Annotated in this window: 15 protein-coding genes and 1 pseudogene; 7 read left to right on the top strand and 9 right to left on the bottom strand. The window is 72.2% G+C overall.

All coding sequences use genetic code 11. The features are described 5' to 3' along the window. Positions 1–206: 206 nt before the first annotated feature. The 5 genes from ACFWV8_RS30760 to ACFWV8_RS30740 form a co-directional block, all read right to left on the bottom strand. The gene (locus ACFWV8_RS30760) at positions 207–1154 is read right to left on the bottom strand and encodes an ATP-binding cassette domain-containing protein (protein WP_384211346.1); all 948 of its coding nucleotides are present in this window, start codon (positions 1152–1154) and stop codon (positions 207–209) included. Beyond that, complete coding sequence (locus tag ACFWV8_RS30755) at positions 1151–2230, bottom strand: ABC transporter permease (protein WP_384211341.1); 1080 nt, start codon at positions 2228–2230, stop codon at positions 1151–1153. Before ACFWV8_RS30755 ends, ACFWV8_RS30760 begins: the two co-directional genes overlap by 4 nt. Next, positions 2227–3249 (bottom strand): sugar ABC transporter substrate-binding protein, encoded by a 1023-nt coding sequence (locus ACFWV8_RS30750; RefSeq protein WP_384211335.1) that lies wholly within the window; start codon positions 3247–3249, stop codon positions 2227–2229. The genes ACFWV8_RS30755 and ACFWV8_RS30750 overlap by 4 nt, the downstream gene beginning before the upstream one ends. Positions 3250–3346: 97 nt before the next feature. Beyond that, positions 3347–4357 (bottom strand): sugar ABC transporter substrate-binding protein, encoded by a 1011-nt coding sequence (locus ACFWV8_RS30745; RefSeq protein WP_329379493.1) that lies wholly within the window; start codon positions 4355–4357, stop codon positions 3347–3349. 131 nt (positions 4358–4488) lie between these two features. Further along, the gene (locus tag ACFWV8_RS30740) at positions 4489–5172 is read right to left on the bottom strand and encodes a GntR family transcriptional regulator (protein ID WP_384211403.1); all 684 of its coding nucleotides are present in this window, start codon (positions 5170–5172) and stop codon (positions 4489–4491) included. Positions 5173–5475: 303 nt separating this feature from the next. On the opposite strand from ACFWV8_RS30740, the gene ACFWV8_RS30735 reads away from it, so the two are divergent. Beyond that, the gene (locus tag ACFWV8_RS30735) at positions 5476–6483 is read left to right on the top strand and encodes a Gfo/Idh/MocA family oxidoreductase (RefSeq protein WP_384211325.1); all 1008 of its coding nucleotides are present in this window, start codon (positions 5476–5478) and stop codon (positions 6481–6483) included. A gap of 23 nt (positions 6484–6506) precedes the next feature. Here ACFWV8_RS30735 and ACFWV8_RS30730 read toward each other — a convergent pair whose 3' ends face one another. From ACFWV8_RS30730 to ACFWV8_RS30715, 4 genes are all read right to left on the bottom strand, one after another. After that, a complete protein-coding gene (locus ACFWV8_RS30730; RefSeq protein ID WP_384211321.1) occupies positions 6507–6929 on the bottom strand; it encodes a PaaI family thioesterase in 423 nt (140 codons plus the stop codon). 75 nt (positions 6930–7004) lie between these two features. After that, positions 7005–8216: a cytochrome P450 gene (locus tag ACFWV8_RS30725; RefSeq protein WP_384211315.1), complete on the bottom strand. Its 1212-nt coding sequence runs from the start codon at positions 8214–8216 to the stop codon at positions 7005–7007. A 106-nt stretch (positions 8217–8322) separates the two neighbouring features. Further along, a complete protein-coding gene (locus tag ACFWV8_RS30720) occupies positions 8323–9006 on the bottom strand; it encodes a response regulator (protein ID WP_384211309.1) in 684 nt (227 codons plus the stop codon). Beyond that, positions 9003–10226, bottom strand: a complete 1224-nt coding sequence (locus ACFWV8_RS30715; RefSeq protein ID WP_384211306.1) for a histidine kinase — start codon at positions 10224–10226, stop codon at positions 9003–9005. Before ACFWV8_RS30715 ends, ACFWV8_RS30720 begins: the two co-directional genes overlap by 4 nt. 157 nt (positions 10227–10383) lie before the next feature. Here ACFWV8_RS30715 and ACFWV8_RS30710 point away from each other — a divergent pair. The 6 genes and pseudogenes from ACFWV8_RS30710 to ACFWV8_RS30685 form a co-directional block, all read left to right on the top strand. Further along, positions 10384–11416: pseudogene (locus ACFWV8_RS30710) on the top strand (transposase); the annotation flags it as partial. Between the two features lie 352 nt (positions 11417–11768). After that, positions 11769–13481 (top strand): ABC transporter substrate-binding protein, encoded by a 1713-nt coding sequence (locus tag ACFWV8_RS30705; RefSeq protein ID WP_384211303.1) that lies wholly within the window; start codon positions 11769–11771, stop codon positions 13479–13481. Continuing rightward, a complete protein-coding gene (locus tag ACFWV8_RS30700) occupies positions 13478–15550 on the top strand; it encodes an alpha/beta fold hydrolase (RefSeq protein WP_384211400.1) in 2073 nt (690 codons plus the stop codon). Before ACFWV8_RS30705 ends, ACFWV8_RS30700 begins: the two co-directional genes overlap by 4 nt. Next, on the top strand, positions 15547–16584 hold the full coding sequence (locus ACFWV8_RS30695) for an ABC transporter permease (RefSeq protein ID WP_384211300.1): 1038 nt from the start codon (positions 15547–15549) through the stop codon (positions 16582–16584). Before ACFWV8_RS30700 ends, ACFWV8_RS30695 begins: the two co-directional genes overlap by 4 nt. Then, a complete protein-coding gene (locus tag ACFWV8_RS30690) occupies positions 16581–17480 on the top strand; it encodes an ABC transporter permease (protein ID WP_384211297.1) in 900 nt (299 codons plus the stop codon). Before ACFWV8_RS30695 ends, ACFWV8_RS30690 begins: the two co-directional genes overlap by 4 nt. After that, on the top strand, positions 17477–19417 hold the full coding sequence (locus ACFWV8_RS30685) for an ABC transporter ATP-binding protein (protein ID WP_384211294.1): 1941 nt from the start codon (positions 17477–17479) through the stop codon (positions 19415–19417). The genes ACFWV8_RS30690 and ACFWV8_RS30685 overlap by 4 nt, the downstream gene beginning before the upstream one ends. Positions 19418–19484: the final 67 nt, after the last annotated feature.

Genomic DNA, 19484 nt, shown 5'->3' with positions numbered 1-19484 from the left:
GGGCTGGGGCCGCCCGCGGAGTGGGCGGCACTGCTACCGGAACGCGGCCTGGGTACTCGCACGTGTCGTGTCGTCCCTGCGGATCGGGGGCTCGTCGCGCCCGGTGACCGGGGCGGCGGCGGTGGGGGGTTGGCCACCGCCGCCGATTCTGCCATCCGGAAGGTGGGGAGGTCGGTCAGGGCCGGGGCCTGTCCACCGGACAGGCCCTAGGCGCCGCCGGCCGGGGGCTTCCCGTTTTCGTCGTCTTTCACCAGTTGACCCCCGTCGTCCACCGGACGGCCACCGAGGTGAGCCGGTGCGGGGGCCTTCGCCAGTTCGTGGCTCAGCTCTTCGAGCTCCGAGCCGCCCGCCATCTGGCGCGTCAGTTCGTCCAGGGTGATCGACCGCTTCGTGTGGCTGCCGGCCATGACACCGCGCTTGAGCAGCACGAACCGGTTGCCGACGAGATACGCGTGGTGCGGGTTGTGGGTGATCAGCACCACGCCGAGACCCGCGTCGCGCGCGGCGGCGACGTACTTCAGTACGACTCCGGACTGCTTGACGCCGAGCGCGGCGGTCGGCTCGTCGAGGACGAGGACCTTCGCGCCGAAGTGGACGGCGCGGGCGATGGCCACGCACTGCCGCTCACCGCCGGACAGGGTCCCGATGGGCTGGTCGACGTCGCGCAGGTCGATGCCCATCCGCAGCAGTTCCTCGCGGGTGGTGCGGCGCATCCGTTCGACGTCGAGGCGCTTGAAGGGGCCCGCGCCCTTCGTCGGCTCGGAGCCGAGGAAGAAGTTCCGCCAGACGGGCATGAGCGGTACGACGGCGAGGTCCTGGTAGACGGTGGCGATGCCCAGGTCCAGGGCCTCGCGCGGCGAGCCGAGCGTCGTCCTCCTGCCCTCGATGAGGAATTCGCCCGCGTCGTGCTGGTGCAGTCCCGCGATGATCTTGATGAGGGTGGACTTGCCCGCGCCGTTGTCGCCGAGGACGCAGGTGATCTCGCCTGCACTCACCTCCAGCGAGACGCCTTCGAGGGCCCGGATGTTGCCGTAGTACTTACTGACGTCGGCCAGCTCGACCAGGGGTGCCGTGGTCGCCGTTCCGCTGTCGGTCGTGCCAGTCGCGCCGGTCGTGCCGGTCTCACCGGCCGGGGTCGTGGGCGTGCCGGTCATCGGACTGCCTCCGCTCGCTTGCGGACCCATGCGTTGAGCAGGGTGGCCAGAAGGAGCATCGCTCCGAGGAAGAACTTGAACCAGTCCGGGTTCCACTCCGCGTACACGATGCCCTTGCTGGTCATGCCGAAGATGAAGGCACCGACCGCGGAGCCGATCGCGGAGCCGTAGCCGCCGGTGATCAGACAGCCGCCGATGACCGCGGCGATGATGTAGATCAGCTCGTTGCCGACGCCCTCGCCGGACTGTACGACGTCGAACGAGAAGAGCAGATGCTGGCCGGAGACCCAGGCGCAGAAGCCGACGCCCATGTAGAGGCCGATCTTCGTCAGCCGGACCGGGACACCGACGGCTCGGGCGGCCTCGGCGTTGCCGCCGACGGCGAAGATCCAGTTGCCGAAGCGGGTACGGAGCAGGATCCAGGTCGCGAGGGCCACCAGGCCCGCCCACCAGAGGATGGTGACCTTCAACTCGACGCCGCCGATGGTCAGTTCGGAGGCGAAGACCTTGCGCGCCGACTCGAAGCCCTCCATGTCGCCGACGCTCTTGGTCGAGACGGTGTCGCTGATCAGCTTGGTCAGACCGAGGTTGAGACCCGTGAGCATCAGGAACGTGCCGAGGGTGATGATGAAGCTCGGCAGTTTCGTCCGCGTCAGCATGAAGCCGTTGAACACCCCGATGGCGAGGGTGACCAGCAGGGACACGAGGACGCCGACCCAGATGTTGGCCGTCATCTGGTAGCTGAACATCGAGGAGATCAGCGCCGAACTGGTCACCAGCACACCGGCCGACAGGTCGAACTCGCCGCCGATCATCAGCAGTGCCACCGGCACCGCCATGATCCCGATCGTCGACGCCGCGTACAGGACGGTGCCGAAGCTGGACGTCTTCAGGAACGAGTCGGCGACGACCGAGAAGAAGAGGAACACCGCCACGGCGCCCACGACCGCGCCCAGTTCGGGCCTGCCGAGCAGCTTGCGCAGTGGCGAGTCACCGAGCAGCCGCTCGTCCTTGGCCCGGCCGCCGCTGCCGCCGTCGCCCGGCCGGTCCTTCACAGGTGGTGCGGTTGTGGTCATCGGGTCCCTCGCTCCGCGTATTTCTCCAGCTCGGCGGCGTCCTGCTGGTTGATGATCTGCGGTCCGGTGAGGACCGGGCGCCCGCCGCCGAGTACGTCGGCGTTGTACCGGTAGAGCCAGAGCAGATCGACGGCCTCGTACCCCTGGAGATACGGCTGCTGGTCGACGGCGAAGCCGAGACGGCCCGCCTTGAGCGAGCCCGCGACGGCCGCGTTGAGGTCGAACGTGTCGATCTCGGCCTTGCTGCCTGCCGTCTCCTTCGCCTTGACGGCGGTGTCGGCGAACGGCGCGCCCAGCGTCACGACGGCGTCGATGCTCTTGTCACTCTGGAGCTTGGCCTCGATGGCCGCCTGCACGTCGGGCATGTTGGTGCCCTCGACGTACAGGTTCCGCATCGTGCCGTCGAAGGTCTTCTTGGCCCCGGCGCAGCGCTGTTCATGGCCGACGTTACCCTGCTCGTGCAGGACGCAGAGGGCCTTCTTCTTGCCGCGCTTGTCCAGTTCGTCGCCGACTGCCTCGCCGGCGATGGACTCGTCCTGGCCGATATGGGCGAGCGCGCCGAACTGCTCCGACTGCTCGGAGCCCGAGTTGACGGTGATCACCGGGATGCCGGCCTTCGTGGCCTTGGCGACGACGGCCTTCATCGCGTCGGGCTTGGCGAGCGTGACGATCAGCCCGTCGACGCCCTTGTCTATGTACGACTGGACGAGTTGCGCCTGCTGCTGGCCCTCGTCGCTGTGCGCGTACAGGAAGTTGATGTTGTCCTTGGCCGCGGCCTGCTCGGCGCCCTTCTGGACGATGTCCCAGAAGGTGTCGCCGTCTCCCGAGTGGGTGACCATGGCGACGGTCCACTTCGGGGTGCTCACAGCGGCCCGCCCCCGTGCCTGTGCCTCGGCCGCGGCGGCCCGCTCCTCGGCGCGTTTGCCGCCGGTGCTGCTGCATCCCGCCAGGGACGCCGCCCCGAGAACCACCGCCAGCACCGCGCCGACCGCGCGTATCCCTGTCCCCACTCCTGCCACGACGCCGTGCCCTTCCCGCTGTGCTTCCCGGTACCGCCGGGCGTGGTACGTCCAGGCCCGGCGGCCCAAGTATCAGGCATGGGTGAACGGGGCATGGTCATCGGGTGCCGCGGGCGGTGTACTTCTCCAGCGCGGGGACGTCCTTCTCGGTGACGAGCGCGGGTCCGGTGAGTACGGGCTTTCCACCGCCGATGACGTTGCCGTTGTTCTTGTTGAGCCACAGCTCGTCGACCGCGAGATAGCCCTGGAGATAGGGCTGCTGGTCCACGGCGAAGCCGATCTCCTTGGCCTTGAGCTGCTTGACCACGTCCGCGTTGAGGTCGAAGGTGTTGATCTCGGCGCCCGATCCGGCACCCTCCTTGGCCTTCACGGAAGCGGCGGCGAACGGCGCCCCCAGCGTCACGACCGTGTCGATGCTCTTGTCGCTCTGGAGCTTGGCCTCGATGGACGACGTGGACGCGGGCATGTTGGTGCCCTCGACGCTCAGATTCTCGACAGTGCCCTCGAAGGTCTTCTTGACACCGGCGCAGCGGCCTTCGAGCGAGACGTTGCCCTGCTCGTGGATGACGCAGAGCGCCTTCTTCTTGCCGCGCTTGTTCAGCTCCTCGCCGACGGCCTCACCCGCGACGGCCTCGTCCTGGCCGATATGGCTGAGCGCCCCGAAGGGCTCGGAGAACTCGGCGCCGGAGTTGATCGTGACGACGGGGATCCCGGCGGCCGTCGCCTTGGCGAGGACCGCCTTGACCGCCTCGGGCTTGGCGAGGCTGACCACGAGCCCGTCGACGTCCTGGTCGATGTAGCTCTGGATCAGCTGGGCCTGCTCCTTGCCCTCCTTGTTGGCCGCGTAGAGGAACTGGACGTTGTCCTTGGCCGCGGCGACCTTGGCGCCGCTCTGGACGATGTCCCAGAAGGTGTCGCCCTCGCCGGAGTGCGTGACCATGGCGATCTTCATACGCGGGGTCTTGGCCGCCGTACCGCCGCCGCTGTCGTCGGCCTTGTCCTCGGAGTCCTTGCCGCCGGAGCCGCTGCATCCGGCGACGAGGGCGAGTGCGCATGCGGTGAGCAGCGCCGCCGCCGTGCGGGCCGCCGCTTTTCGGTTGGTACGCATGGTGGGTCCGCCTTCTCTTCCGGCCGCCCCGTTGCGGCTGGGGGGAGTTCTAGCGGCGGTCGCGCTGCCCCGTCAATACTTTGTCCGAACATTCTTACGACAAAGTCTGGAGGGAGGACCCGGGAACGGACTCAGGAGCGGACGAGGAGCTGGAACTCGAAGACGTAGCGCGAGGCCCGGTAGATGTGCGAGCCGAACTCCACCGAGCGGCCCGTGTCGTCGAACGTGGTGCGCTCCATCGCCAGCAACGGCGCGCCCGTCGTCTCGTCCAGCAGCCCGGCCTCCCCTGCGTCGGCGGCGCGCGCGCCGACCGACTGGCGCGCGCTGTGCAGCGTGATGCCGACGGCCCGCATCATCCGGTACAGGCCGGTGGATTCGAGCTGTGCGGTGTCGCAGTCGAGGAGTGCGACGGGGAGATGGTTACGCAGCCGGGCCATCGGTTCGTCGTGGGCGTACCGGAGCCGTTCGATGAGCCGTACGTCCGTCCCCTCGGCGATCCCGAGCGCGGCGGCGACCTCGGCGGTGGCCGGTTCGACCGTGTTGCGCAGCACGCGGGTGGCGGGGCGCTGGCCGGCCGCCTCCAGATCGTCGTAGAGGCTGCTCAGCTCCAGGGGTCGTCTGACCTGGCTGTGCAGGACCTGGGTGCCGACGCCCCGGCGGCGTACCAGCAGACCTTTGTCGACGAGCGACTGGATGGCCTGGCGGACGGTCGGCCGGGAGAGCCCGAGCCGGCCCGCCAGCTCGATCTCGTTGCCGAGGAGACTGCCCGGCGCCAGTCCGCCCTGCTCGATGGCGGCTTCTAGCTGCTGCGACAGCTGGAAGTAGAGCGGGACCGGGCTCGTGCGGTCGACACCGAGCCGGAGCGCGGCGGCCTGCGGCGCGGCGGCCTGGTGGGCCGCTCCGCCCGGCTGCTCCCGCTCCGGCTGCTTGGACACGTCCGCGAGCGTAGCCCCGTGCGATGTTGACGGAAAGTCCTGAAGTGCGGTTGTCAGGACAAGAGCGGAACAAAGGGCGGGGACGGGCGGTGACCTCCCCCGTCCGAACAGAGATCAACTTCAGGTCTGGATGTCAGGACAAACGCTTGACATGGCGACAGGCCGAAGGCCACCTTGGGGGCCATGCGCATCGGACTCATCGGCACCGGCCGTATCGGCACCTTCCACGCGGAGGTGCTGAGCCGCCATCGCGAGGTCGGCTCCCTGGTCGTCGCCGACACGGACGCGGCCCGAGCCGCACACGTCGCCGACCGTACGGGCTCCACGGCCGCCCCCTCGGTGGACGAGGTCTTCTCCTGGGGCGTGGACGCCGTCGTCATCGCCTCCGCCACCTCGGCCCACGCCGACCTGATCAGCCGCGCGGCGCGGGCCGGACTGCCCGCCTTCTGCGAGAAGCCGATCGCACTGGACCTCAAGGGCACGCTGGGCGCCCTGACCGACGTCGACGCCGCGGGCACCGTCCTGCAACTGGGCTTCATGCGCCGCTTCGACGCCGGTTACGGCGCGGCCCGCGATCTCGTACGGTCCGGGGCGCTGGGCCGGCTGCACACCGTCCGGGCCATCACCTCCGACCCCGCGCCGCCGGCCCCGGAGTATCTGCCGCTGTCCGGCGGGCTCTACCGGGACTGTCTGGTCCATGACTTCGACATCATGCGCTGGGTCACCGGGCGCGAGGTGGTGGAGGTGTACGCGACCGGTTCGGACGCCGGTCCCTCGATGTTCCGCGAGGCCGGGGACATCGACACGGCCGCCGCTGTCCTCACCCTGGACGACGGGACCCTCGCCACCGCCACGGCCACCCGCTGCAACGGCGCGGGGTACGACGTACGGATGGAACTGGCCGGTGAGCAGGACCAGTTCGCGGTCGGCCTCGACGACCGTACGCCGATCACCTCGACCGAGCCGAAGGGTCCGCCGCGCTGCGACAACCCGTGGCCGGGCTTCCTGGAGCGGTTCGCGCCGGCGTACGAGGCGGAGCTGGACGCCTTCGTCCGGGTCGTGGGCGGTGAGCTGGCGAACCCATGCGACGGGCACGAGGCGCTGCACGCGCTGCGGATCGCGGAGGCGTGCGAGCTGTCGCGGCTCGAACACCGGCCGGTGCGGCTGGAGGAGATCCCGGGCGGGCGTTAGGTCCTGTCCGGCGGATCTTCGGCTCAGGCGGGCTTCCGCACCGGCAGCACCGTGCCCTGCGCCACCGCGCACAGCGTCTCCGTGCCGTCCTCGGCCACCGTGAACAGGTCGCAGCGCACCGTGGCCTGTCTGCGTCCCGCGTGCACGACCGAGGCGCGGGCGACCAGCTTGGTCCCGGTGCCGGGGCGCATGTACTGGATGGAGAAGCCGGCCGTCAGCACGGCGGGGCCGAGCACCGTGCCCGCCGCGAACGTGATGCCGTTGTCGGCGGCGTATGCCAGGACTCCGCCGTGCAGATAGCCGTTCTGCTGCTGGAGGTCCTTGCGGATGTCCAGCTCCAGCTCCGCCTCGCCGTCTCCGAAGACCATGATCCTGGTGCCGAGCAGGCTGCTGAACGGCTGGCCCTCCAGCACCTTCCGCGCCAGGACAATGTCGAACTCCCGCATGGTCAGACTCCTCCGGAACGTACCCGCGCGGCACCCCGCGCCTTCAGGGCCTGATCCGCACGACAGGCCCTATCCCTACCACCGCACCGGCAGACTCCGCACCCCGCGGATCAGCATTCCGGGCAGCCAGTCCAGCGGCCCCGTGTCCGGGTCGAGGGTCAGGCCGGGGCAGCGTTCGAGGAGGGTACGGACCGCGATCCTGGCCTCCAGGCGCGCGAGCGGCGCGCCGAGGCAGTGGTGGATGCCGTGCCCGAAAGCCAGATGGCCGTGGTTCTGGCCCTTGGCGCCGGTCGCGGTGGCCGTCGCCGTACGCCGGATGTCGAAACGGTCCGGGTCCGGGTAGCGCGCGGGATCGCGGCCGGCGGCGCCGAGGCCGACCAGCACCGCCTGGTACGCGGGGATGACCGTGTCACCGACGGTCACCGGTTCGCTGGTGAAGCGGGCGGTGCCGTTCAGGACCGGCCCGTCGTAGCGCAGCATCTCCTCGATCGCGCCGTCGAGCAGCCCGAAGTCATCACGCAGAGCGGCCAGTTGACCGGGGTGGCTGAGCAGGGCCCGGATGCCGTTGGTGATGAGGTTGACCGTCGTCTCGTGACCGGCGATCAGCAACAGGAAGGCCATCGCGCGCAGTTCGGCGGCGGAGAGCCGGTCGCCGTCCTCGGCGCGGGTCCGCAGCAGGGCGGAGAGCAGATCGCCCGAGGGGCCGTCGCAGCGCTTGTCCTCGATCAACTCGTCGAAGTAGGCGCCCAGTTCATGCACGGCCGTGTACTCGCTGGCGGCGCCGGCGGGCGCCACGATCTCCGTGGACCAGGCGCGGAAGACGTCACGGTCCGCGGCCGGCACACCGAGCAGTTCGCAGATGACGGTAATCGGCAGCGGATACGACAGCGACTCGACCAGGTCGCCGTGGCCCGCGGGAAGCATGGTGTCGATCAGTTCGTCGGTGAGCCGCTGGATCCGCTCCCGTAAACCGGCGACCCGGTGGGCGGTGAACTCACGGGCGACGAGCTTGCGCAGGCGGGTGTGGTCCGGCGGGTCGACGACCAGCAGGGTCGGGCCGATGACGCGCTCGTCGAGCATGCTGCCGCCCACCGTGGCCGGGGACTTGGAGAGCCGCGGGTCGGCGAGCGCGGCGCGCGCCTCCCGGTGCCCGACGATCAGCCAGAGCCGGTCGCCGTAGGGCGTACGGATCTGGTGGACCGGTCCCGACTCGCGCAGTTTCGCGTAGTACGGGTACGGATCGGCGGTGAAGTCGGGCCCGTACGCGCCCAGATCGACGACAGTCATCGCGTCAGGTTACGTCGCCCCGGCGTGCGCCGCCGACCTGGCCGCGCGTGGCCGCCCGCGCGCTCCCCCGGCCGGCCATGACCGCTTGATGACCGCCCGACGACCGCTACGTGTCCTCCCCGCCCTTCGTCACCAGATCCGCGTCGTGCACCAACAGGGCGATCTGGACACGGTTGTTGAGGTCCAGCTTGGCCAGGACGCGGGACACGTGCGCCTTGACCGTCGGCAGGCTCATGAACAGCTCCGCCGCGATCTCCGCGTTCGAGCTGCCGCGCCCCACAGCGAGCGCCACCTCCCGCTCGCGCGCCCCGAGCCGGGCCAGCCGGCCGGTCGCCGTGTCCTTGCGTACGGGGGTGGGCGTCCCCGCGACATGGGTCATCAACTGCCGGGTGACGGCCGGGGAGAGCACGGGCTCACCCGCCGCCACCTGCCGTACCGCCGCGACGATCTCGGCCGGCGGCGTGTCCTTCAGGACGAACCCGGCGGCGCCCGCGCGCAGCGCCCTGAGCACCTGCTCATCGGCGTGGAACGTGGTCAGGACGAGGACTTCGGGCGCTCCGGCGCGCGCCCGCAGGAGTTCGGTGGCGGTGAGGCCGTCCATGGCCGGCATCCGGATGTCCATGAGGACGACGTCGGGGGCGAGTTCGCGGACGAGTGCGTCGACCTCGGCGCCGTCGGACGCCTCTCCCACGATCTCGATGCCGTCCGCACCCCCGAGCATGAACGTCAGTCCCGCGCGTACGAGTGGATCGTCGTCGACGATGAGCAGCCGGATGGTCGTGGTGGTCATGCGGACCACGGTAGCCAGGCGCGGACGGCGAAACCCCCGTCATTCGTCGGACCGTGCTCGAACCGGCCGCCGGCCAGGGTCGCGCGTTCGGTCAGTCCGATCAGCCCCTGGCCGGATCCCGGTACCTCCGGAACGGGGCCGTTCGGCGCCTCGTTGCGTACCTCTACGGTGATTCCGTCCCCCGGGCCGCCGCTGACCAGGACGGTCGTGCCGGTGCCTGGCGCGTGCTTGCGCGCGTTGGTCAGGCCCTCCTGGGCGATGCGGTAGGCGGTGCGGCCGGTGGCGGTGGGTACGGCCGCCGGGTCGTCGACGGCACTGTCGATGGTGACCTTCATCCCGGCCTCGCGGGACTCGGCGACCAGGGCGTCCAGCGTCACGAGGGTGGGCTGCGGGCGCTCGCCGTCCTCGCCGGGAGCGCGCAGCACGCCGATGATCATGCGCAGGTCCTGGAGCGCCTCGTGTGCGCTGTCGCGGATCACGCCCGCGGCTCTGGCCACTTCGGGAGCCGGCGCGTCGGGCCGGAACTCCAGGGCGCCCGCGTGGACGCTGAGCAGCGTCAGCCGGTGCGCCAGCACGTCGTGCATCTCGCGGGCGATGGCCTCGCGGGCCAGGCGCTGTGCCTGCTCGGCCCGGAGCGCGGCCTCGTTCTCGGCCCGTACGGCGCGCTCACGCAGAGCCAGGACGAGTCGCCGACGGGACCGTACGAGCATGCCCCAGGCGACCGCGAGCAGCGTGAGGAGCGCTCCGAGGATGACCGCGACGAAATGGGTGACCGTCGGGTCGGGCCGCAGATACGCCTGGGCGGTCATCGCCGCGAGGGACAGGGCCGCGACATAGGCCACGGGTCTGAACGGCCGGTGGACGGCAAGGCTGAAGAGCGCCACGAGGGCGGCGCCGCTCGCCGCCGGTGCCACGATCTGCGCGAGGTTGAGGCCGACGGCCAGGGCCACCGGCCAGCGCCGCCGCACCCAGAGTGTGCCGCAGGCCGCCAGACCGCTCAGCAGGTCGGCCATGATGACCAGCTCGCCGTTGCCGGCCTTCTCGGACGCGTCCAGTGCGACCAGACCGATGAAGACGGCGAAGAAGAAGATCATCAGGTCCACGGCCCAGTCGCGCACGGTACGCCGGGGCCGCCGTCCGCCCCGCTTGGCCGCCCGCTCGGGGTCGAGGGACCCCGCCATGGCCGAGGGCAGCAGCCAGGGGTATTCCGTACGCGTCATACGACCAATCTATGCAGGTGGTGCGTGGGGCGCCGGTCGCGGGCGGCGAGCGGCTACCAAAGTCGCGGGTTCATCGACTTTGGGCCTGTTCTGAGTCGGGGTCACGGTTTCGCTGTCTCCCCTTCAGCGGGTCCGCGGATCGGTTGGAACCGGTGTCATGACGCGTGGTGATCCGACCGATGCCGAGTGGGAGTTGATCGAGCCGCACCTGCCACTGGGCGCCTTCGGGCCCATCCCTGACCTGCGTAGCCACTTCAACGCGGTGATGTGGAGGTTCAGGACCGGCAGCCCGTGGCGGGACATACCCGGCCACTACGGCTCCTGGTCGACGGTCTACGACCGGTTCCGGATGTGGGCCGCCGACGGGATCTTCCACACGCTCATGGACGTGATGACCGCCGAGGCGGCGGCCCGCGGCGATGTCGATCTCAGCCTGGTCAGCGTGGACTCCGCGGTCGGTCGGGCACACCATCACGCGGCCGGGATGGTGGTCGATCCCGAGTTGCCTGCCGATCCGGAGAAGGTCCTGGCCGCGGAAAAGGGGCTGCGGCGAGTCGACAAGACGATGTGACACGCGGGACGGACGGAGGCGAGGAGAAGGCGGAGCGGGAACGCCGCCGTGCGGTGCGTCGTCGGCACAAGGCCCGGCTGAAGGCCGCGAAGCCGGGGCGCTCCCGGGGCGGGCTGACGTCCACGATCCATCTTGCGGTCGAGCGTCGCTGCGGACCGCCGCCGACCGCTGCCGACCGCTGCCGACCGCTGCCGACCGCTGCCGACCGCTGCCGACCATCCTCACCCCCGGGCAGGCCGCGGACAGCCCGCAGTTCATCCCGGTCCTGCGCAAGATCAGGGTGCGTGGCCCGGTCGGCCGGCCCCGCTCACGGCCCGACGCTGTCGCCGGGGACAAGGCCCACTCCTCCCGAGCCAACCGCGCCCACCTGCGCAGACGGAAGATCAAGGCGGTGATCCCGGAGAAGGCCGACCAGGCGGCCAACCGCCAGAAGAAGGGGTCGGCCGGAGGCGGCCCGGTCAACCACGACACCACGCTCTACAAAGTCCGCAACACCGTGGAGCGCGCCATCGACAAGCTCAAGGAGTGGCGGGGACTGGCTACCCGTCACGACAAGACACCCGAAAGCTACCAAGCCGGACTGCACCTACGCGGCGCAATCATCTGGCTCCGCAGCCTCCCAGCGCGGCGCCTGGGCGCGGCTGGGCGGCGACAACAACGCGGTACGCGACCGCCCTGGGCCGCCGGAGGCCGACCCGGCGTCCACGGTGCCGCTCATTCTCACCCGGCTACCGAAGCAAGTCCGTTCACGAGCCGGCTCGTAGACGCGCGCCCCACGCACGGCCCTGGACGTGGGCGCCCTGCCCCGCACGGCTGGGGCCACATCGGCCGGCCGGGGGCGGCCTCGTCCCGAGGGGTGGAACGCCCGTTGCCCCACAGGCCGACCGTGCGTACTGTTCCTGCCCAAACGGGAACGAGTAGAAGACATCACGTTCTCTGCCGTACCCCAGTCCCGAGCAAGGAGCAGTGCCATGGACTCAGGCACCAACCGTTCCAGTGCCGCCGCACCGGCCTCCGGAAACACCGTCACGGATCCCCTGACCCCGGGCGCCGGCCGCCGTGGCGTCCTCGGACTGCTCGGGCTCGGTGCCGCCGCGGTCCCCCTCGGCGCCCTGCTCACCGCCTGCTCCTCCGCCACCCCGGCCGACGACAACACCAAGGCCGCCGGCTCCGCGCCGGTGGACGCGGGCGGCGACATCGAGCAGCTCACCATCGCTCTCCCCGGCTCGCTGTCCACCCTGGACGTCACCCACGAGGCCGGCATCCTCAACTACATCGCCGTACTGCTGGCCCAGGAGTCACTGCTGTCGGTCAGCCCGGACGGTGCCCTCGGAGCCGGCCTGGCCACCTCCTGGACCCACCCGGACCCGCTCACCTACGTCTACGAACTGCGTCAGAACGTCACCTTCTGGGACGGCACACCGCTCACCGCCGCCGATGTCGTGGACTCTGTCGAATACCACCTCGACTCCGCCAACGCCTCCCAGCTCGCCTACGCCTACTCCACCGTGAAGTCCGTGCGTGCCACCGGCTCCCACCAGGTGACCATCCGGCTCAAGAAGCCGTACGCGATGTTCCAGTGGACGCCCACCCCCAGCACCCTGCTGATCGGCAGCAAGGCCTACGCCGCCCGGCACAAGGGCAAGCTGGGCACGGCGTCCGCGCTGCTGATGGGCACCGGGCCGTTCAAGGTGACCTCCTTCGCCCCCGACGACCATGTCGAGTTCGAGCGCAACGAGAAGTGGTGGGGCGGGCATGTCCGGGTGAAGAAGCTCCGGCTGACCTTCGTCGCCGACGACAACACGCGGCTGCTGGCGATGCGCTCCGGCGAACTGGACGGCGCGGTCAACCTCCCCGCGGACCGGGCCTCGCAGTGGGAGCGGATCAAGGACACCAAGGTGCACTACGCCTCGGACCACTCGGTGGTGGCGCTCGCCTTCAACAGTTCCAAGGCCCCCTGGAACGACCCGAAGGTACGGCAGGCCGTCGCCCACGCCACCGACCGCCAGGGCTATGTCCGCTCCATCCTGCGCGGCAAGGGCGAGGTCGCCTCGGCCCTGGTCACCCGGGGGCAGTGGACCGGGCTGCTGACCGACGCCGAGGTCAGGCAGGCCTACGCGGCCGTCCCGCAATACGGGTACGACATCGACCGGGCCCGCACCCTGCTCGCCTCCTCCACCGCCAAGGACGGCTTCACCGAGGAGCTGCACTACCCCGCGAGCGGATCTCAGTTGGGCCGCGCCGCCCTGGCTCTGAAGGAGGCTCTGATGCCGCTGGGGATCACCCTGGACGTCAAGGAGGTCCCCCTGGAGAAGTGGATCTCCGAGCTGAGCGAGCCCGACCGCGGACTGCACTTCCTCTGGTACTACCCCACCACCGGCGACCCGGCCGAACTGGTGGAGCCCTACCTGGACTCCGCCGCCATCGGATCCACCAACATCGCGCACTACCGCAACCAGGCCGTGCAAGAGGACATCACCGAGGAACGGGCCTCCGTCTCCCCCGCCGCCCGGGGCAAGGCCCTGGCCGACGCCCTCCAACGGGCGGGCGCCGACCTGCCCTACCACTCGCTGTGGTGGGGCCAGAGCGCCACCGCGCTGAGCTCCAGGGTCGGTGTGAAGGACTTCGGCACCTTCTTCTTCATCGGCCCCTGGGCCACCCGCCTGTACCCGGCCGGCTCGTGAGCACCGCCTCCGCGGCCGTGGTCGCTGCCCGACGCCGGCTGATGGACCTCACCCAGGTCATCGAGGCCCAGCCGTCGCCCGACGGCCGGACGACGGCGGTCTCCGCCGTCCCTCCCGGACCGGACGGGCCGCCCCGGGCGGACGTCCACCTCGCGTCCGGCGGCGGCTGTGCGCCGCTGGCGGGCGGCGGTTCCGCCGCCCGCCGGCTGCCGCGCTGGCTACCGGACTCCCGCCGGCTGCTGGTGGTTCAGGAGGACGGCGATGAGCGCGGCAGCGCCCTGGCCCTCGCCACCGCTACCGCTGTCGGCGGCAACCCGGCGCGGATCCTGGACCGCTTCCCCGGCGAGATCGAGGACGTCCTGGTCGCCGCCGACGGGACCGCCGCCCTGCTGCGGGTCGCGGAGCCCGGCGCGGACCGCGACGGCATGAACCTCGGCCTGCCCGTCGAGGGGTCGGCCGGCCCGGCCGACCCAGCCGTGCAGCGTCCCGGGACAGGGATACGCCGGCTGTGGCGGATCTCCCTGACCGCCGGGCGGCCGGCCGAGCCGGTCGGTCCCACCGGACTCACCGTATGGGCGGCGCACTGGAACGGCGGGCGCCACGCCCTCGCCGTGGTCTCCCAGGACGCCTGGCCGGCCGGGTTCTACCGGGCCCGGGTGGTCCTGCTGGACCTCGCCGCCGGCTCGGTGCGCGAGCTGTCCCCGTCCGACCCCGGCATCCAGCCGGACCATCCGGCGCTCTCCCCCGACGGCCGCTACGCCGCCTGGGCCGAGGGCCTGTCGATCGTCTCCGGCCTGCTCCGGCTCACCGACCTGGCCACCGGCGCCCCGGTGCCGGTGCCTCCGCTCGACGACATCACCTCGCTGCACTGGAGCGGCCCGCGCACCCTGTGGTACGCGGGCTGGGACGGCACCGGCTCACGAGTGGGCCGGCTGCGGCTGGGCGCCGACGAGGTGCACCACGAGGAGCTGTGGCACGGCGAGGCCACCCTCAGCGGTGCCGGGTACCGGCCGCAGATCCGCACCTGCGCGGCCGGCCGGGTCGCCGCCTCCGTACTGCACGCCCCCGGGACCCCGCCCGAGGCGGTCACCGCCGACGTCGGCGCGGCCGCCGAGGAGCCCCTGCGTGCCGCCGGCCCCGCCCCGGCCCCTCACCCCGTCCCGGAACCGGACGCCACCCCGCGGCCAGAGCCCTTCTGGGCTCCGGTGACCGCGTTCAACGCCGGACAGCAGGTGCTGGACGAGGGCATCACCACCGAACCGGTCAGCTGGCAGGCATCGGACGGCAGCCGGGTCACGGGCCTGCTGCTGCACCGCGCCGACCTCGCCGGCCCGGCGCCCGCCGCCGTCCTGCTGCACGGCGGCCCGGCGTGGATGTGGTCCGCCGGCTTCGCCCCCGGCGACGTGCTGGGCCTGCCGCTGGCGCTGGCTCGGGCCGGCTACCGAGTGCTGCTGCCCAACCCCCGGGGCAGCGCGGGCCGCGGGCAGGGGCACGCCCGCGCCGTGGTCGGCGACCTCGGCGGCGCCGACCTGGACGAGGTCTTCGGCGGGGCCCGCGCCCTGCTGGACCGAGGTCTGGCCGCACCCGGCCGGATCGCCGTCCTCGGGCACAGCTACGGCGGCTTCCTCGCCGCCCTCGCCGCAGCGCGCGGCGGTCTCTTCGCGGCGGCCGTGGTCGTCTCCGCGCCCACCGACTGGCCCTCCTTCGCCGTCACCAGCGCCATCGGCGGCGGCTACGACGACGCCTACCGCATCACCGTCGGCGGCCACACCGACGGGCCGGACACCCCCGCCGCCACCCCCTCCCCCGCCCGTGAACGCGACCCGGCCCCGACGCCGACGCTGATCCTGCACGGCTGCGCCGACCGGGTGACCCCCGTCGAGCAGGCCCGTGCCCTCTACCGGGCCCGGCTCCTCGCCGGGCACCGCGACGTGGAGCTGGTCCTCTACCCGCGCGAGGGCCACGAGTTCACCGAACCCGATCATCTGCTCGACGCCTGCGCCCGGACCGCCGACTGGCTGGACCGCCACCTCGTACCGGACCCCGACACCACGGGCGGCACCTCATGACGACGACGCCCCCCACCGCCGGGCAGTCCCCGCAGACCTCTGCCGCACCGTCGCCGGGCCCCGCCCGCCGGGCCGGCCATCCGCTCGCCGCCTACGCCGCCCGCCGGCTCGCGGCGGCCGTCGCGCTGCTGCTGGTCGTCTCCCTCGCCGTCTTCGCCCTGCTCGCCCTGGCCCCCGGCGACCTGGCCCGTACCCTGCTCGGCACCCGCTCGGCCACCCCACAGGCGTTGGCCACGGTCCGCTCCGCCCACCACCTCGACGATCCGTTCCTCGTCCAGTACTGGCACTGGCTCGCCGCCGCCCTCCACGGTGACCTCGGCGTGTCCGTCCGTACCGGGGCGCCGGTCACCCAGGCCGTCGGAGATCGCGTCGGCCTGACCCTGCAACTGGCCCTCGGCGGTTTCGTCCTGGCGCTCCTCGCCGGGGTTCCCTTCGGGACGCTGGCCGCACTGCGGCGCGGCCGCGCCACCGACCGGATCGTCCAGGGCCTCGGGGTGGTCGGCCTGAGCGCGCCCGCCTTCGCCTCCGGGCTGCTGCTGGTCCACCTCTTCTCGCTGCGCGCCGACTGGCTGCCCGCCTTCGGCGCCGGGGACGGGGACACCATCGACCGGCTGCGCCATCTCGTGCTGCCCTGCCTCACCCTGGCGGTGTCGGTGACCGGGCTACTGCTCAAGCTGACCCGCGCGGCGGTGCTCCGCGAGCTCGACGCCGACCACACCGCCTTCGCACTCGCCCGGGGCGTGCCGCCGCGCGAGGTACTGCTGCGGCATGTGCTGCGCGGCGCGCTGCTGCCCATCGCGACCGGCGCGGGCCTGGTACTGGCGTACCTGGTCGCCGGAACGGTCCTGGTCGAGGCGACCTTCGCGCTGCCGGGACTGGGGCGACTGCTGGTGGGCTCAGTGACCTACAAGGACGTGCCAGTAGTGCAGGCCGTCGCCCTGCTGGCCGCCGCCGCGGTCATCACCGTCAACCTCGTGGTGGACCTGCTCACCCCGCTCATCGACCCGCGCATCCGGACCGGAGGCACCCGATGACCATCCCAGCCGAACCCGCCGCGGACAGCGGCCCGGCCGTTCCCGTCCGGCCCGCCCCGGACGGCGCCGCCAGACGCCGCCGGCTGCCCCGGCCAGGACTGCTGGGCGGCGTCTGTCTGGCCGTCCTCGCCGTGCTGGTCGCCGCCGCCGCCCTGGGCGGGCTGGTCTTCCCGCACTGGGCGCGGCAGGACCTGCTGCTCGGCGTCAGCGGGCCCAGCGCCGGCCACCCTCTGGGCACCGACGACCTCGGCCGCGACATCCTGCAGACCGCGGTGGTCGGCACCCGCAGCGCCCTGCTCGGACCGACTCTGATCGCCGTCGGCTCCATGGCGCTCGGCAACCTGCTCGGCCTGTGGGCGGGCTACCGGGGCGGCTGGGCGGACGCCCTGGTGGGACGCTGGGCCGACCTGGTGCTGTCGCTGCCCGCCCTGCTGGTCACGGTGGTCGTCGTCGGCGTGCTCGGCGGCGGCTACCCGGCCGCCGTCCTCGTACTGGCCGTGCTCTCCAGTCCCACCGACACCCGGCTGGTCCGCTCCGCCGTACTCGCCCAGCGGCACCTGCCGTACGTGGAGGCCGCCGAGGCCCTCGGCCTCAGCCGCCGCCGCATCCTGCTCGGGCACATCTGGCCCAACGTCCTGCCGCAGGCCCTCGCCAACGCCCTGGTCAACTTCAGCTTCGCGCTGGTGGCCCTCAGCTCGCTCTCCTTCCTCGGCATCGGCGTGCCCCCGGGCGCGGCCGACTGGGGCCGGATGCTCTCGGAGAACCAGACACTGATGTACGACAACCCGGCGGCCACCCTGCTGCCCGCCCTGCTGGTCGTCACCGCCGCGACCGCCGTCAACCTCCTCGGCGACCGTGCCCAGGACGCCCTCGACCTGCGGGCGAGGACCCGGTGACCGCCACCGCGCCGCAGCCGGCGCCCTCCGGGCCGCTGCTGGCGGTCCGGGCCCTGCGGCTGGAGACCACCTCCGTGCCGCCCCGCCCGCTCGTACACGGCCTGGACCTGGACATACACCCCGGTGAAAGCGTCGGCATCGTCGGCGAGTCCGGCAGCGGCAAGTCGCTCACCGCCCGCGCCGCCGCCGCGCTGCTGCCCGGCACCGTACGCGCCTTCGGCAGCGTCGTCGCGGGCGGCCGGGAGATCATCGACGTCCGGTCCGCCCGCCCCGGCGGCCTCTTCGGCAGGGCACCCGAAGGCCACCGCGGACGCACCGTGTCCCTGCTGATGCAGGACCCGTTCACCATGCTCCACCCGCTCCGCAGCTGCGGCCGGCAGATCGCCGACGGCATCCGGGTCGGCGCGCCCGGCACCAGCCGCCGCGGCGCGGCCCTCGCCGTCACCGAACGGCTCGCCGAGGTCGGCCTGGCGCCCGGGACCGCCGACCGCTACCCGCACGAGCTCTCCGGCGGCATGCGCCAGCGCGCCGCCCTCGCCGCGGCGCTCGCCCCCGGTCCGCGCCTGCTCATCGCCGACGAGCCCACCACCGCCGTCGATGCCCACCACCAGGACGAGGTGCTGGCCCTCATCCGCCGACTCCAGCAGGCCCGCGGCATGGGACTGCTGCTCATCACCCACGATCTACGGGTCGCCTTCTCGGCCTGCGACCGGCTGTATGTGATGTACGCAGGCACCATGCTGGAGTCCGGCCCCGCCAAGGACATCGAAACCGGCCCCGCCCACCCCTACACGGCCGCGCTGCTGGCCGCCGAGCCATCGGTACGCGAACGCTACGAGACGCTGCCCACCACCCGCCCCGCCGCCGGCCCGGCGGGGCCCGCCACGGGTTGCCCCTTCGCCGCCCGCTGCGCCTGGGCCGAGGCGGAATGCCGTACCGCGGAGCCCGTCCCGCACCCCGTCGGCGACAGCACCGGACCCGGTGGGCGGCTGACCGCCTGCCGGCGGATGCCCGCTGTCGCCGCGGACGTCGCCGCCGCGACCCGCCGGACCGCGACTGTCACCGTCCCCGACCGGACGGCCCGTCCCCTGCTCCAGGTGCGCGGCGCCCGCAAGTCGTACGGCGCGCACGAGGTTCTGCACGGCGTCGACCTGGAAGTTCCCGAGGGCGGCGCCGTGGGCCTGGTCGGCGAGTCCGGCTCCGGCAAGTCGACTCTGGCCCGGCTGGTGACCGGCCTGGAACAGCTCGACGGCGGCCGGATCATCATCGCTCCGGACGCTGCCGGGGAGGACACCGGAAGCCGTGACACCGAGCCACTGCTGCTCGCCCCGGGCCGCCCGGCCCGAGGAAGCCGCCTCGCCCTCGCCTCCGCCGTGCAGATCGTCTTCCAGGACCCCTACTCCTCCCTCAACCCCGTCCACACCGTCGGCTCCGCGCTCCGCGAGGCCGCGGCCTCGCCCGCCGCCCAGCGGCGCGGAGACAGCACCACGACGCCGGTGGCGACGGCCGAAGAGCTGCTGGAGTCCGTCGGTCTGCCCGCCGCCTACGCCGCACGCCGGCCCGCCGCGCTCTCCGGCGGCGAGCGGCAGCGCGTCGCCATCGCCAGGGCCCTGGCCGTACGCCCGAGGCTGCTGGTGTGCGACGAGTCCGTCTCCGCCCTGGATGTCTCCGTCCAGGCGCAGATCCTCACGCTGCTGGCCCGGCTGCGCCAGGAACTGGGCCTGTCCCTGCTGCTGGTCACCCACGACCTGGCCGTCGCCAGGCAGGCCACCGACCGGCTGTATGTGATGCACCGCGGACGCATCGTGGAGCGCGGCCGCACCGACCGGGTGCTGGACCACCCCGAGGCCCCTTACACCCGCCAACTGCTCGCCGCGCTCCCGGGATCGTCGGCCCTGCCCGGCGACTCCGGCACATTGCGGAGGACGGAGGGATGAGTGGACCGGATACCCTTCCTGCCGCGGCGTCACCCGTCGCGGCAGGGCACGACGCGGAAACACAGGG

The organism is Streptomyces sp. NPDC058665 (assembly GCF_042714995.1).
Taxonomy (GTDB): Bacteria; Actinomycetota; Actinomycetes; order Streptomycetales; family Streptomycetaceae; genus Streptomyces.
Note: the sequence above shows the minus strand (reverse complement) of the source record. Positions and strands in the feature narration are given on the sequence as shown.